The 13,379-nt window shown below is 65.7% G+C and carries 10 protein-coding genes and 1 other RNA gene; 1 reads left to right on the forward strand and 10 read right to left on the reverse strand.

Annotated elements, in window-relative coordinates; translation table 11 throughout:
- Positions 1-48 precede the first annotated feature (48 nt).
- The 5 genes from E3T34_RS00665 to E3T34_RS00685 all read right to left on the reverse strand — a co-directional run bounded on the left by E3T34_RS00665 (position 49) and on the right by E3T34_RS00685 (position 7,468).
- Positions 49-1,866, reverse strand: a complete 1,818-nt coding sequence (locus E3T34_RS00665; protein WP_174776128.1) for a glycoside hydrolase family 35 protein — start codon at positions 1,864-1,866, stop codon at positions 49-51.
- Positions 1,863-4,070 carry a beta-galactosidase gene (locus E3T34_RS00670; protein ID WP_134341821.1) on the reverse strand — a complete coding sequence of 736 codons (2,208 nt, stop codon included), beginning with the start codon at positions 4,068-4,070 and terminating at the stop codon, positions 1,863-1,865. Before E3T34_RS00670 ends, E3T34_RS00665 begins: the two co-directional genes overlap by 4 nt.
- 108 nt (positions 4,071-4,178) lie before the next feature.
- Entirely contained in the window at positions 4,179-5,537 is a 1,359-nt protein-coding gene (locus E3T34_RS00675) for a sugar ABC transporter substrate-binding protein (protein WP_134341822.1), read from the reverse strand.
- Between the two features lie 43 nt (positions 5,538-5,580).
- On the reverse strand, positions 5,581-6,546 hold the full coding sequence (locus tag E3T34_RS00680) for a carbohydrate ABC transporter permease (RefSeq protein WP_134341823.1): 966 nt from the start codon (positions 6,544-6,546) through the stop codon (positions 5,581-5,583).
- 1 nt (position 6,547) lies between these two features.
- Complete coding sequence (locus tag E3T34_RS00685; protein ID WP_134341824.1) at positions 6,548-7,468, reverse strand: carbohydrate ABC transporter permease; 921 nt, start codon at positions 7,466-7,468, stop codon at positions 6,548-6,550.
- A 112-nt stretch (positions 7,469-7,580) separates the two neighbouring features.
- Between E3T34_RS00685 and E3T34_RS00690 the strand changes: the two genes are divergently transcribed.
- Positions 7,581-8,621: a LacI family DNA-binding transcriptional regulator gene (locus E3T34_RS00690; RefSeq protein WP_233191514.1), complete on the forward strand. Its 1,041-nt coding sequence runs from the start codon at positions 7,581-7,583 to the stop codon at positions 8,619-8,621.
- Positions 8,622-8,738: 117 nt separating this feature from the next.
- On the opposite strand, the gene ssrA is transcribed toward E3T34_RS00690, so the two are convergent.
- The 5 genes from ssrA to prfB all read right to left on the reverse strand — a co-directional run bounded on the left by ssrA (position 8,739) and on the right by prfB (position 13,121).
- Positions 8,739-9,113, reverse strand: a transfer-messenger RNA (tmRNA) gene (ssrA, locus tag E3T34_RS00695).
- A gap of 140 nt (positions 9,114-9,253) precedes the next feature.
- The gene (gene smpB / locus E3T34_RS00700; RefSeq protein WP_104193627.1) at positions 9,254-9,730 is read right to left on the reverse strand and encodes an SsrA-binding protein SmpB; all 477 of its coding nucleotides are present in this window, start codon (positions 9,728-9,730) and stop codon (positions 9,254-9,256) included.
- Positions 9,731-9,820: 90 nt separating this feature from the next.
- Positions 9,821-10,735, reverse strand: a complete 915-nt coding sequence (gene ftsX / locus E3T34_RS00705) for a permease-like cell division protein FtsX (protein ID WP_134341825.1) — start codon at positions 10,733-10,735, stop codon at positions 9,821-9,823.
- A complete protein-coding gene (gene ftsE, locus E3T34_RS00710; RefSeq protein WP_134341826.1) occupies positions 10,732-11,931 on the reverse strand; it encodes a cell division ATP-binding protein FtsE in 1,200 nt (399 codons plus the stop codon). Before ftsE ends, ftsX begins: the two co-directional genes overlap by 4 nt.
- A gap of 80 nt (positions 11,932-12,011) precedes the next feature.
- Positions 12,012-13,121 (reverse strand): peptide chain release factor 2, encoded by a 1,110-nt coding sequence (gene prfB / locus E3T34_RS00715; RefSeq protein WP_134341827.1) that lies wholly within the window; start codon positions 13,119-13,121, stop codon positions 12,012-12,014.
- Positions 13,122-13,379 lie beyond the last annotated feature (258 nt).

Below are 13,379 nucleotides of genomic sequence, written 5' to 3' on the forward strand. Positions count from 1 at the left end.
TCCTCCCGGCCCTATCTTGGTGCATCCGGGCGGTCCGGCCTAGAGGGCCTATAAGTCGGTGTAGCCGAGATCGGGAGCCGGGAGAAAGCGGGCGACGGATGAGGGGGCGCCCGACAGCGCGAGGATCACCAGTTCGTTCTCCCCCGCAGTGAGCACCGGACCGGGCACGTACAGGGTAACCTGCGGCCCGCGATCCCAGAATCGGCCGAGGTTGAACCCGTTCAGCCAGGCCTGGCCCTTGCCCCAGCCGACGACGCTGAGAAAGAGGTCCACCCCGGGCTCGGCGACGAAACGCCCGCGGGCGAAGGCCGGGCCCGCCAGCGACCTACCGGGCATACCCCTCCGGAACAGGGAGGCGCCAAGTCCGGTCACGGCGTCGAGGCGCAGCGGGACCACCTGCCACGCCGGCTCCTCCGTGTCGAGGAGGGCCGGGCCGATCAGACCCTTGGCCTCGCCGATCCGGGGGCCGTAGTTGACCCTGCCCTGATCTTCGACGAGCACGTCGAGTCGCCCGGCAGCGTCACCGTCACCCACGCTCGGCAGGGTGAGCGAGCGGTCGTGGTTGTCGCGCTGGAGCACACCCACCGGCACACCGTCGAGAAACACCTGGGCGCGGTCGCGCACCTCAGCGAACGAGAGCACGCGGGCGGCACCCGGTGCCACCCGCGTGCGGTAGAGGGCGAACCCGGAATACTGGCCCACGGCATCCATGGTCGGCAACCCGGCGCCAGCAGCGGCAGGAACGACAGCCTCGACCCCCGCTGCAGCCTCGTCGGCCGGCACGCCCAGAACTTCGAGGGCATCCCACAGGCTGACCGACTCCCAGAGGGACACCTCGAAGGCCGGGGCCGCCCGCACCCGGTCCGGCAGCTCGTCCGGCACGCTCGTATATCGGGCGAGCACCTCCCGGAAGGCGTGGTACTTCTCGGTGGTCTGGCCGCTCTCCGACAGGGGCGCGTCGTAGTCATAGGACGTGATCGTGGGCTGGAACACGCCCTTGTCATTGGCGCCGTTCGTGAATCCGAAATTGGTGCCGCCGTGGAACATGTACAGATTGACGGATGCCCCAGTAGCCAGCAACTCGTCGAGCTCTCGCGCCGACTCTGCGGCCGAGGTGGTGTGGTGGTGTGCACCCCAGTGGTCGAACCATCCGTTCCAGAACTCCGCGCACATCAGCGGCCCGGTCGGCTGATGCCGCCGGAGGGTGGCCAGGCGTTCGCGGCTGCGTGCGCCGAACGACCCGGTCTTGTGCAGTTCGGGCAGGCTGCCGTCCTGCAGCATCTGGTCCGTCGGCTGGTCGATCGTGGTCAGTGGCACGGTGATGCCGTGGGCCCGGTTGAGCTCGACGAGCGCCGTGAGGTAGTCCTGATCGCGCCCGTAGGCACCGTACTCGTTCTCGATCTGCACCAGGATCACCGCTCCGCGGCGATCGATCTGCCGCTCGGCCACGATCGGCAGCACCTGCTCGAAGTACTCGGCGACGGCCGCCAGATACTGCGGCTCATTGCGGCGCACGCCCACTGTGGCGTTCTGGAACAGCCAGGCCGGCAATCCGCCGTTGTCCCATTCCGCACAGATAAACGGGCCGGGGCGCACGATCGCGTACAAACCCTCCGCAGCGACGAGGTCGAGAAAATGCGCGAGGTCGAGCGGCCCGTCGGTGCGGAACTCCCCGCGCACGGGTGCGTGCGCGTTCCAGGGCACGTAGGTCTCGATCGTGTTCAGGCCCATCAGCCGGGCCTTGTGGATGCGGTCGGCCCAGTGGTCGGGGTGCACCCGGAAGTAGTGGATGGCCCCGGCCAGCACTCGGAACGGCTGCCCATCGAGCAGGAAGTCCCGTTCCCCGATCGCGAAGCGGCCGGTCACGCGGTGCCGGCCGTCGTTGCCGCCACTGCCACTGCCACTGCCACTGCCACTGCCGGCACAGCCTCCCGGGATCGGCGCAGCACGGCCACCCCGAACCGGGGCAGGTCCAGTTCGCCGTCGGTGAGCGTGGCCGGGCCGAGGTCGATGCCGATGAGTCCCGAGCCCGTGACGCCCGCCACCCGCACGACCTCCTCGCTGTGGTTGATGTAGAAGAGGTAGTCGTGGGTGTCGGACTGCCGGGCGGCGAGCTGCACCGATCCGTGCACGGCGGCAGGCAGCGGCGAGACGATCCCGGCCTGCGCGGCGAACCTTCCGACGAGGGTGGCCAGCGCCACGGTGTCGGGCACGGTGGCGACGAAGCAGGCCCGGCCGGCGCCGACAACCCGGCCCGTCACGGCGGGTACCCCGGGGTACGGACCGCCGACGAATCGGGCGAGCACCTCGACATCCGGCTGCACCGTGACGTCATGGGTGATCAGGATGCCTGTGCCTCCGTCGGGAAGGCTGGCGACGCCGGTCGGGCTGGTTCCCTCCAAACCCACGGTCTGGCCGGGAAGCAGCGGGCCGAATTCCTCCGCGCGCACGCCGAGCAGATCGCGGAAGGCGCCCGGGTATCCCCCGGGATAGACGTGGTCGTCGCGGTCGGCCAGGCCGGAGAACGCACCGACGACGAGGTGGCCCCCGGCACGGGCATAGTCACCGAGGGCGGCGGCGAGCGGCTCCGGAACGACGTAGAGCATCGGCGCAATCACGAGGTCGTAGCCGGCCAGGCCGTTCTCGGCCAGGGCGATGGCCGCGGGCACGATGTCGGCCTGCAGCCCGTTGGCCAGTGCTGCGGTGTACCAGTTCATGGCCTCCACCTTGTAGCGCAGCTGGTCGGTGGGGTGCGAGTCGAGCTCGGAGGCCCACCAGGAGTCCCAGTCGAAGAGGATGCCGATGCGAGCCTGCACGGTTGTCGTGCCGGCCACCTCGGCGAGGGCGACGAGCTCGGCGCCGAAGTCCACGACCCGGCGGAACATCGTGCTGTCCTCACCCGCGTGCGGGAGCATCGCCGAGTGGAATTTCTCCGCTCCGGCGAGAGACTGGCGCCACTGGAAGAAGCAGATCGCGTCGGCGCCGTGGGCCAAGTGCGTGAGGCTGTCCCGGCGCAGCTGCCCGGGCGCCTTGGCCAGGTTCACCGGTTGCCAGTTCACGGCGCCGGTGGAGTGCTCCATCAGGAACCAGGGTTCGCGTCTGGCGATCTGCCCGGTGAGGTTGGCCGAGAACGAGAGCTCCTCGAAGGCGAGCGGGTAGGCGCCGAGGAAGTAGTGGTCGTTCGAGACAATGTCCACCTCGGTTGCCCAGTCCGCGTAGTCCATCCCCTTCACTTCGCCCATCACCATGAAGTTCGTGGTGATCGGCACGTCCGGGGTGATGCGGCGCAGGATGTCCCGCTCGGCCACCAGGTAGTCCTTCAGCGCGTCGCTGGAAAACCGGGCGAAATCGAGTTGTTGGGTGGGGTTCGGGTGGGTTCCGGCCAGGCGAGGTGGCAGGATCTGGGTCCAGGCCGAGTAGTTCTGCGACCAGAAAGCCGTGCCCCAGGCCCGGTTGAGATCGGCGAGCGAGCCGTAGCGGGCTTCCAGCCAGACCCGGAAGACCGCCGCCGCGTCATCCGAAAAGTCGTACACGTTGTGGCAGCCGAGCTCATTGCTCACATGCCACAGGGCGAGGGCCGGGTGGTCGGCGTAGCGCAGGGCCATCTTCTCGACCAGCGCGAGGGCGTAGCGGCGGAAGACCGGTGAGGTGGGGCGCCACTGCTGGCGTGCGCCGGGCCAGATCGTCTCGCCGACCCGGCTCTCGGGCAGCACCTCCGGGTGCAGCTCGGTCAGCCAGGGCGGCGGGCTGGCGGTGGCCGTGGCCAGGTCAACGGCGATGCCGTTGTCGTGCAGCAGATCAAGCACCCGGTCGAGCCAGGCGAAGTCCCACGAGTCGATGGTGGGCTGCAGCAGCGCCCAGGAGAAGATGCCGACGCTGACGATGTTCACGCCGGCCTCCCGCATCAGACGCACGTCGTCGGCCCAAACCGTTTCCGGCCACTGCTCCGGGTTGTAGTCGGCACCGTAGGCCAGCCGTGGTGTTTCAGCGGCCAGGCTCTGGCTGCCGTCGGCGAGAGGGTGGGCGTCGGGCCAGCGGACCCAGCGGGCCGGTGAAGTGTCGTGCGTCATGGTGTTCGTCTCATTCGTCGTGCAGGGTGACGGGTGTGCCGGGCGGGCGGGGGCCACCGGATCTGCGGTGGCCCCCGCTCGCCCGTCGAGCGGGGCGGATACGCCCGGTTACTTGCTGTTGACGGTGAAGCCCTGCTCCACTCCGTAGGCTGCGGTCTCGTCCTGCCAGCCCTGGAGGCCGGTGTTCAGGTCGGTCTTGTTCTCGTAGGACTGTCCGACCGTGTCAGCGAAGATGCTGTTCGAGTAGACCTGGAACGGCAGGTAGGACCAGCCGGGCACGACGTCCTTGGCGGCCTTCACGAGCACCTCGTTGATCTTCTGGCCACCGAAATACTCGCTCTCGTAGCCGAGGAACTCCTCCGACTCGAGGTCGGCGACGGTGGAGGGGAAGCTGCCGCCGTCGATCTGCAGCTGCACCCCGGGGCCGGCGTTCAGGTACTCGACGAATCCGGCCGCAACGAGCTTGTTCGTGCTCTGTTCGAGCACGGCCACGCTGGAGCCGCCGTTCTCGGCGCTGGCCGCTTCACCGGCTTCGTAGGTGGGTAACGGGGCAACCCGCCAGTCACCGGCCGATTCGGTGATGCCCGATTCGAAGTTGGCGGGCATCCAGGCGCCGGTCAGCAGGGTCGAGATGGTGCCGTCTCCGAGGGCCTTGTACCACTCGTCGGTCCAGCCGACGATCGGGGAGACGAGGCCGTCCTGAACCATCGGGTTCCACATTTCCGTCCACTCCTTGGCACCGGCATCCTGCAGGTCGATCGTGACGTCGGTGCCGTTTTCGGTCGTGTACGGATGTCCGCCGGCCTGCCAGATCATGCTCGTGGCGAAGCCGGCGTCGCCGGAGTCGCTCGAGATGTAGCGGGACGGGTCGGCGGCGTGGATCGTGGCCGCTGCCGCGGTGTATTCGGCCCAGGTGGTCGGCACGGCGATGCTGTACTCGTCGAACACGGCCTTGTTGTAGAACATGGCCATGGGGCCGGAGTCCTGCGGAAGGGCGTAGAGACCGCCGTCGATGCTCACGTTGCCCCAGGTCGACGCCGTGAACTCGTCCTCGAGTTCGGCGAAGCCGAAGTCGTTGAGGTCGGCGAGGGAATCCGACAGAGCGAACTGCGGCAGGGCGTAATACTCGATCTGAGCCACATCGGGGGCGCCCGATCCGGCCTTGATCGCGTTCTGCAGCTTGGTGTACTCGGCGCTGCCGGTGCCCGCGTTGACCACCTTGACGGTGACGTTGGGGTATTCCTCCTGGAAGGCATCCGCTGCGGCCTGCACCGGGGTGCCCCAGGACCAGACCGTGATGGTGGATTTCTCCTGCAGAGCCGCCGCGATGTCGTCGGCGGTGCCGGTTTCGGCTCCCCCGGCGGAACCCGGCGCACAGGCCGCGAGCGATCCGACCAGGCACAGGCCGGTCACCATGGCCGCTACGGTGCGTCCCACGCGTCGTGCGGTGCGGTGTGTTGATTTCATTGTGAACCCTTCACTTCTTTGAGAATGGAGGCTGCTTGGATGGTTAGGCTTTGACGCTTCCGGCGGCCAGACCCGACTGCCAGTACCGCTGGAGAAATAGGAACGCGACCACGATGGGGATGATCGTGATCAGGGAGCCGGTGATCACGAGGTTGTAGATCACGTCACCGCCCACCGTCTGCGCCTGCTGATTCCACTGGTTCAGGCCCACGGTGAGCGGGTACCAGGTCGGTTCGCTCAGCATGATCAGCGGCAGGAAATAGTTGTTCCAGGTCCCGACGATCGAGAAGAGGAGCACGGTGACGAGCCCGGGGGCCAGTAACCGCAGGGAGATGGTGAAGAAAGTGCGGATCTCTCCCGCGCCGTCCATCCGCGCGGCCTCGAGTACCTCGGTGGGCACGGAGTCGAGAGCGTAGGTCCAGATCAGGTATAGCCCGAACGGGCTGATCAGTGACGGCAGGATCACGGCCCAGGGGGTGTTCGTCAGGCCGAGCTGGCTGAACATGAGGAAGGTGGGAACGGCCAGGGCCGTTCCGGGGATGGCCACGGCGCCGAGCACGACGGCGAAGACGGCCTTCTTGCCGGGAAAGTTGAACTTGGCCAGCCCGTACCCGCCGAGGGCCGCGAGGAACGTGGCCCCGCCCGCTCCGATGACCACGTACAGCAGCGTGTTGCCGAGCCAGCGCACGAAGACACCGCCGTCGTAGGTGAGCGTCTGGGCGATGTTGTCGAACAGGGCGAAGTCGCCGCTGAACCACAGGCCGAAAGAGTTGAGCAGCGAGGCCTGCGTCTTCGTCGAGCCGACGAACAGCCAGAACAGCGGGAGCAGGCTGTAGATCAGGAAGACGACCATGACCACCGTCAGCAGCACCGACTTGCGCTTGTGCTGACTGCCGGCGCTGGGGCGGGCGTAGCGGGATCGGCGCGGGGATATGCTGCGGGTGGCGGCGGTTGTCTCGCGCACTGCGGTCGAGGCCGGGGTCAGGGATTCGGGCGTGGTGAGGGCCATCTCAGACCTCCTTTCGGGTGCCGGTGATCTGCACGATGTAGGCGATGGATGCGGTGAGCAGACCGACGATAATGGCGATGGTCGCCGAGTAGTTGTACTGCTGCCCCGAGAAGGAGAGGTTGTAGGCGTACATGTTCGGGGAGAAGAAGGTGCTGATGGCGTTCGGGGCAAGTGAGCGCAGGATGCTCGGCTCGTTGAAGAGCTGGAAGCTTCCGATGATCGAGAAGATCGCTCCGATCACCATGGCGGGCCGCAAAGCGGGGAACTTGATGCTGCGGATGATCCGGAAGGTTCCCGCACCGTCGAGCTCTGCCGCCTCGTACAGGTCCGCGGGGATGACCCGCAGCGCCGCGTAGAACAAGATCATGTTGTAGCCGACGAATTCCCAGGTGACGATGTTGCCGATCGACGCGAGCACCCAGGTGCCGGATAGTGGCGAGGGGATGGTGATCCCGAAGAAGTCGTTCAGGTTGCCGACGAGGCCGAACTGGGTGCCGTACATGAAGCCCCACATCAGCGTTGCGACCACGGCCGGCACGGCATAGGGCAGGAAGATCGCGATGCGGAACAGCGGGGACAGGTGCAGTCGGGCGCTGTCGATGGCCAGTGCGGCGAAGAGTGCGAGGGCGAGCATGATCGGAACCTGCACGGCGAGGAACAGGGTGACCCGACCCAGGGACTCCCACAGCTTGGGATCCGACAGGGCTTGGGCGTAGTTTGCGAACCCGACGAACGAGTTGCCGCCGACCAACTGGTCCTTGTAGAGGCTCAGGTAGACCGAGTAGATCACGGGAGCGATCAGCACGACGGCGAAGACGACCATGAACGGGCCGACGAATTGCCAGCCCGTCCAGTCTCTTTTCTGCCTGCGCTGCGTGCGGGTCGCCGACCCGGCTGCGGGGTGATGTGACAACGTTGTCATGCTTGCCTTCTCAACTCATCATGGTTGCGGTTTGCCGATCGCGGTCATGTTTACGTAAACATGATGTATCAGGACGGTAGCATGTTTACGTAAACATATGGAAATGGAAAGCATGACCAACCCCCCGCAACGACGCACGGCGACATCCCGACTTCCATCGATGGCCGATGTGGCCGCCCTGGCGAAGGTTTCCTCCCAAACCGTGTCGCGGGTGGTCAACGGTCGCACCAACGTGGACGACGACACCCGGGAACGAGTTCTGGCCGCCATGGGCGAGGCCGGCTACCGGCCCAACAGCGCCGCCCGCTCACTGAAGTCCGGCCAATTCCGTTCCATCGGAGTCGTGCTCTACACCCTCTCGACGTTCGGCAATATGCGCACCCTCGATGCGGTCACCGCATCCTCCACCCTCGCCGGCTACTCGGTCACTCTCCTGCCGGTCGCCCTCGACACTGAGGACGGCGTGGCCAGCGCCGTCACCCGGCTCGCCGAGCAGGCGGTCGACGGCATAGTCATCATCATGGAGGCCCAGGTTCTCGACCGGGCGTCGATCACCCTCCCGACTGGGGTTCCCGTGGTGATCGTCGACTCCGATGCCGGAAGCCAATTCACGGTCGTCGACACCGACCAGGTCGACGGTGCCCGCCAGGCCACGCAGCACCTGCTCGACCTGGGCCACACCACCGTCTGGCATGTGGCCGGGCCCGACGCGGCGTTCTCCGCCCGTCGCCGGGCAGCCTCCTGGCGAGCGACCCTCGAGGAGGCAGGCACGCCGGTGCCGCCGCCCCTGGTGGGCGACTGGAGCGGCAAATCGGGCTACCAGCACGGACTGACATTGGCCGCGCGCAAGGATGTCACGGCGATCTTCGCCGCGAACGACCAGATGGCCCTCGGCATCCTGCGGGCTCTGCACGAGTCCGGGCGCGCCGTGCCGCAGTCGGTCAGCGTGATCGGCTTCGACGACATGCCCGACGCCGATTCCTTCTACCCACCTCTGACCACCGTGCATCAGGACTTCGGCGAGGTCGGCCGCCTTTGCATGGTGAAGCTGCTCGAACTCATCGAGTCAAACCGGCCACACCCCGGCGCCACCCTTGTGCCGGCGCACCTGGTGCTCCGGTCGAGCACGGCCTCTCCCTCGCGCCGGGACTGACCCCGCCCACTCGCGGAGCGAGAAGAGGGCGGCCACGAAACTGACGACGGGTGACGAAAGGCCCGCAATCACGTGGATTGCGGGCCTTTCGGCTCGACAACGTGTGACAGCAACCGGTGGTGGAGATGGGGGGAATTGAACCCCCGTCCACTGCTGTGGTCATATGCCTTCTACGGGTGTATCCAGTGAAATCGTTCTACTCGGCTCCGGAATTTGCCGCTGGCATCTAATCCGACGAGCCCAGCCCTCGTTTAAGTCCCCCTACACCCCGCGGCTCAGAGTAGGAGCAATCTCTCTAAATGACGTCAGGGTCCGGGTAGAGAGCATTCCCGGCCTGGCGGACTTCTTAGTGCGCTCGCTTAGGCAGCGAGGGCGAAGTCAGTGCGGTTTGATTTGGCACTTATTGTTTTGCAGAGATCGTTTACGAGATAACCCTGCATCCTCGACCCGCTTCTCATAATTGCGCAGGCAATGTCGAAACCGATCATCCCCATGTGCACTCACTGCCACCATGGCGGCATTCAAGTGGGTCACTGTCACACGCTGTTGAGTTTTCAATCTGCTGAGTGTCAATCCTCACGGCCCGAATGGATCGTGTAGCCCATTAGCTTACAATACGACGAGGTGGAAGGCTAGTCGCCGAGGTTTTTTCGGGCGGAGATGGCCCGGTCGGACTCGCGCTTGTCCTGGCGCTCGCGCAGTGTCTGGCGCTTGTCGTACTCTTTCTTGCCCTTGGCGACCGCGATCTCCACCTTGGCCTTGCCGTTCTTGAAGTAGAGCCGCAGCGGGACGAGCGTGTAGCCGCCCTCTTTGGTTTTGTGGCTGATTTTGATGATCTCCTGCTTGTGCATCAGGAGTTTACGCTTGCGCCGCGGCGGGTGGTTGGTCCACGTGCCGGCGACGTACTCCTGGATGTGCACGGCGTCCAGCCAGATCTCGCCGTTCTCGATGAAAGCGTAGCCGTCGACGAGCGAAGCCCGACCGGCCCTGAGAGACTTGACCTCGGTGCCGCTGAGTACCATTCCGGCCTCGTAGGTCTCCTCAATGAGGTAATCGTGGCGTGCCTTGCGATTGGTCGAGACGACCTTCTCGCCTATTTCCCTGGGCACGGCATACTCCTCGACTCGGTGGATGTGTTCGGACGCGATGCCGACCAGCCCACCAGTCTAGCGCTCTGGGGGCGGGCCGAGCGGAGTAGGTCAGACCTTCAGATAGCGCGTGATGGCGAATTGAGCGGAGAAGGCCGCCAGCACCGCGCCGACCACCAACAGGATCGGAACCACCACGAGGGCGTCTTGCATGCCGACGAGGGAGAAGTTGGTCAGACGTTCGCCCAGATAGCCCTGCACGAACCAGTACACGAGACCGAGAACGGCGCCTCCCGCAAGCAGCGATCCCAGCAGAGCCGCGAAAACACCCTCCAGGATGAAGGGCGTTTGAATGAACCGATTGGATGCCCCGACCAGCCTCATGATGCCCAGCTCGCGCCGCCTGGAGAACGCGGAGAGACGGATGGTGGTGGCGATCAGCAGGGCCGCCGCCACAAGCATCAGCGCGGCGATGCCGATCGCGGTGTAACTGGCAACGTTCAGCACGGAGAAGATCTGGTCCAGGTACTTTCGTTGGTCCGCGACGTTCTCCACCCCGGCGACGCCGGACAGAGCCTCTACGAGCACATCCGATTGCGAGGGATCGCCGAGGTTGACCCAGAAGGTTTCGTTCAACTGGTCAGCGGTGACGTAGTCGACCACCGGGTTGTCGGCGAACTGCTTCTTGAAGTTCTCGAAGGCCTGGTCGTGAGTCTCGAAGTAGTACTTGTCGATGAACGGTGACAGGGTAGGGGTCTCGAGCTGCGCCTTGACCGTGTCAATCTGTTCGGGCGTGGCCTCCCCGGCCGTGCACGTCTCACCCGACGAAATGGCGGTGCACATGTAGATGCCCACCTGGGCGCGGTCGTACCAAAAGTTCTTCATCTGGCCGATCTGCATCTGCATCAGGATCGCGGCGCCGACGAAGGTTAGCGAGATGAAGGTCACGAGCACCACGGAAACGACCATGGAAGCGTTGCGGCGCAGGCCGTTGGCTGCTTCGGAGAGCACGAGTCCGAGTCTCATCGGGTGGGCCCTACATTCTGTTCGCCGGTCTGGTCCGGTTTTTCGCCCGGCGCGCGCAGCCCGAGCTTCTCGGCCAGGGTCAACTGCTCCGGTACGTCGTGCTGAGTGATCGGAAGAACCGGCCGGGTCATGGCCCGGCTCAGGTCGGTCATCGAAGCATCGGCGGCGGAATCCGCTTCTGCTTCTGCGTCCGTTTCTGCTTCTGCTTCTGCTTCCACTTCTGCGTCCTCGGACGATCCGTCGTCGAGGGGCGCCGGATCGGCCGGACTTTTGGCTGAGAACGGGGCCGCGGCAGGCTCGGCGACCGGCGCCGGCACGGGAACCGGTGGAAAGGTGAGGGGAGGGTGCGACGCAGGCAGAACCTCGTCAGTGGGCACGGCGGCAGAAGCGGCGGCGGCGGCTGGCGCGAAAATGGATGACGGTGCCGCAGCCGCAGGTGCCACACCCGACGAGCCACTGGGAACCTCTCGGGCGGAACGGCGCCCGGTGCCGGCGGTGGTGGTGGGGATGGCCGCGGTGGCGTAGCCACCCTGGCGCTCGTCGCGCACGATGCGCCCGCCGACGAGTTCGATCACGCGGCGCTGCATCTGGTCGACGATGCCGGCCTCGTGGGTGGCCATGATCACGGTCGTGCCAGCGGCGTTGATACGTTCGAGCAGGGCCATGATGCCGGCGCTGGTGGTGGGGTCGAGGTTTCCGGTGGGCTCGTCGGCCAGCAGGATCTGCGGCTTGTTCACGATGGCGCGGGCGATGGCAACACGCTGCTGCTCACCACCGGAGAGTTCGTGGGGCAGGCGCAGCGCCTTTTCGGCCAGTCCGACCATCTCGAGGGTGTCGGGCACGGCTTCCTGGATGAACCCGCGCGACTTGCCGATCACCTGCAGACTGAAGGCCACGTTGTCGAAAACGCTCTTATTCGGCAGCAGGCGGAAGTCTTGGAAGACGACGCCCATGTTGCGGCGGAAATAGGGCACCTTGCGGTTGGAGATCGACCGCAAGTCCTGTCCGAGCACGTGAATGCTGCCGCTGGTGGGCCGGTCTTCCTTCAGCACAAGGCGGAGGCAAGTCGATTTCCCCGAGCCGGAAGCACCGACGAGAAAGACGAACTCTCCGCGCAGCACCTCGACGCTGATGGCGTCCAGTGCCGGTCGGTTCGTTCCCGGATACTTCTTGGTGATGGTGTCAAAACGAATCATGGCCCCTTGAGCCTAGGCAGGCATCTTGATAATTCCTACTCCGACATACCTAACCGGTGACAGACCCGCAGATCAAGGCTCTAACCCTGCGGCGCCTGCTTGCGCCAACGGATGCCGGCGGCGATGAAACCGTCAAGGTCGCCGTCGAACACCTGGCCGGGATTGTTGACCTCGTAGTTGGTGCGCAGGTCCTTGACCATTTGGTACGGCGCGAGCACGTAGCTGCGCATCTGGTCGCCCCAGCTGGCCGTGATCACCCCGGCCAGCTCCTTCTTGGTGGCGGCTTCCTGCTCGCGCTGCAGCAACAGCAGCCGGGACTGCAGCACGCGCATGGCGGCGGCCCGGTTCTGGATCTGGCTCTTCTCGTTCTGGCAGCTCACCACCGTGCCCGTGGGCAGGTGGGTGATGCGCACGGCGGAGTCGGTCGTGTTCACGGACTGGCCGCCGGGTCCGCTGGAGCGGAAGACGTCGACCCGGATGTCGTTCTCGGGCACCTCGATCGACTCGGTCTGCTCGATCAGCGGAACCACCTCCACAGCGGCGAAGGAGGTCTGGCGTTTACCGGCGGAGTTGAACGGGCTCATCCGCACGAGGCGGTGCGTGCCGGCCTCGACGCTCAGCGTGCCGAAGGCGTAGGGCGCATCCACCTGGATGGTCGCGCTCTTGATGCCGGCCTCTTCGGCGTAGCCCACGTCGAGCACCTGCACGGGGTAGTTGTGCTGCTCGGCCCAGCGCAGGTACATGCGCAGCAGCATCTCGGCGAAGTCGGCCGCGTCGACGCCGCCGGCGCCGGAACGGATGGTGATGACCGCCGGACGCACGTCGAATTCGCCGTTGAGCAGCGTGTGCACCTCGAGGTCGCCGAGCACCTTCGTGATGCTCGCGAGTTCCGCGGTGGCCTCGTCAGCCGAATCCTGGTCACCCTCGGCGTTGGCGAGTTCCACCAGCACCTCAAGGTCGTCGAGGCGGGACTCGATGCTCACGATGCGGGCCAGCTCCGACTGGCGATGGCTCAGCTGGCTGGTCACCTTCTGCGCGTGGTCGGAGTCGTCCCACAGATCGGGCGCACCAGCCTGTTCATTCAGGTCGGCGATATCGGTGCGGAGTCGATCGATATCGATCACCGACCGGATGTCGTCGAACGTGGCCCGCAGTGCGGCGATCTGCTCCGAGAATTCCAGCTCAATCATGTCGAACCCCAGCCTACCGGGCCACCCGGTCACGGCATCCGCTCGTGGAGTCCGCTTTCAGCGCCGGATGCGGCTGGTCCGGACCCTGCAAAGGTCCATGCTGACCATTCCGTGTGGCCGCGGTTCGTGCACGGCGGAATGCCCTGCCCGGCGTCAACCAATTCGACGGAGATTTTGGCTCTCCTGCTTCATCTGTGGGTGTTTCGGAGCGCCTTAACGGCCGCACGCCGCTTCCTGTCTAGGTTTCTGACTGTCTAG

The organism is Cryobacterium sp. TMT1-62 (assembly GCF_004403145.1).
Lineage (GTDB): Bacteria > Actinomycetota > Actinomycetes > Actinomycetales > Microbacteriaceae > Cryobacterium > Cryobacterium sandaracinum.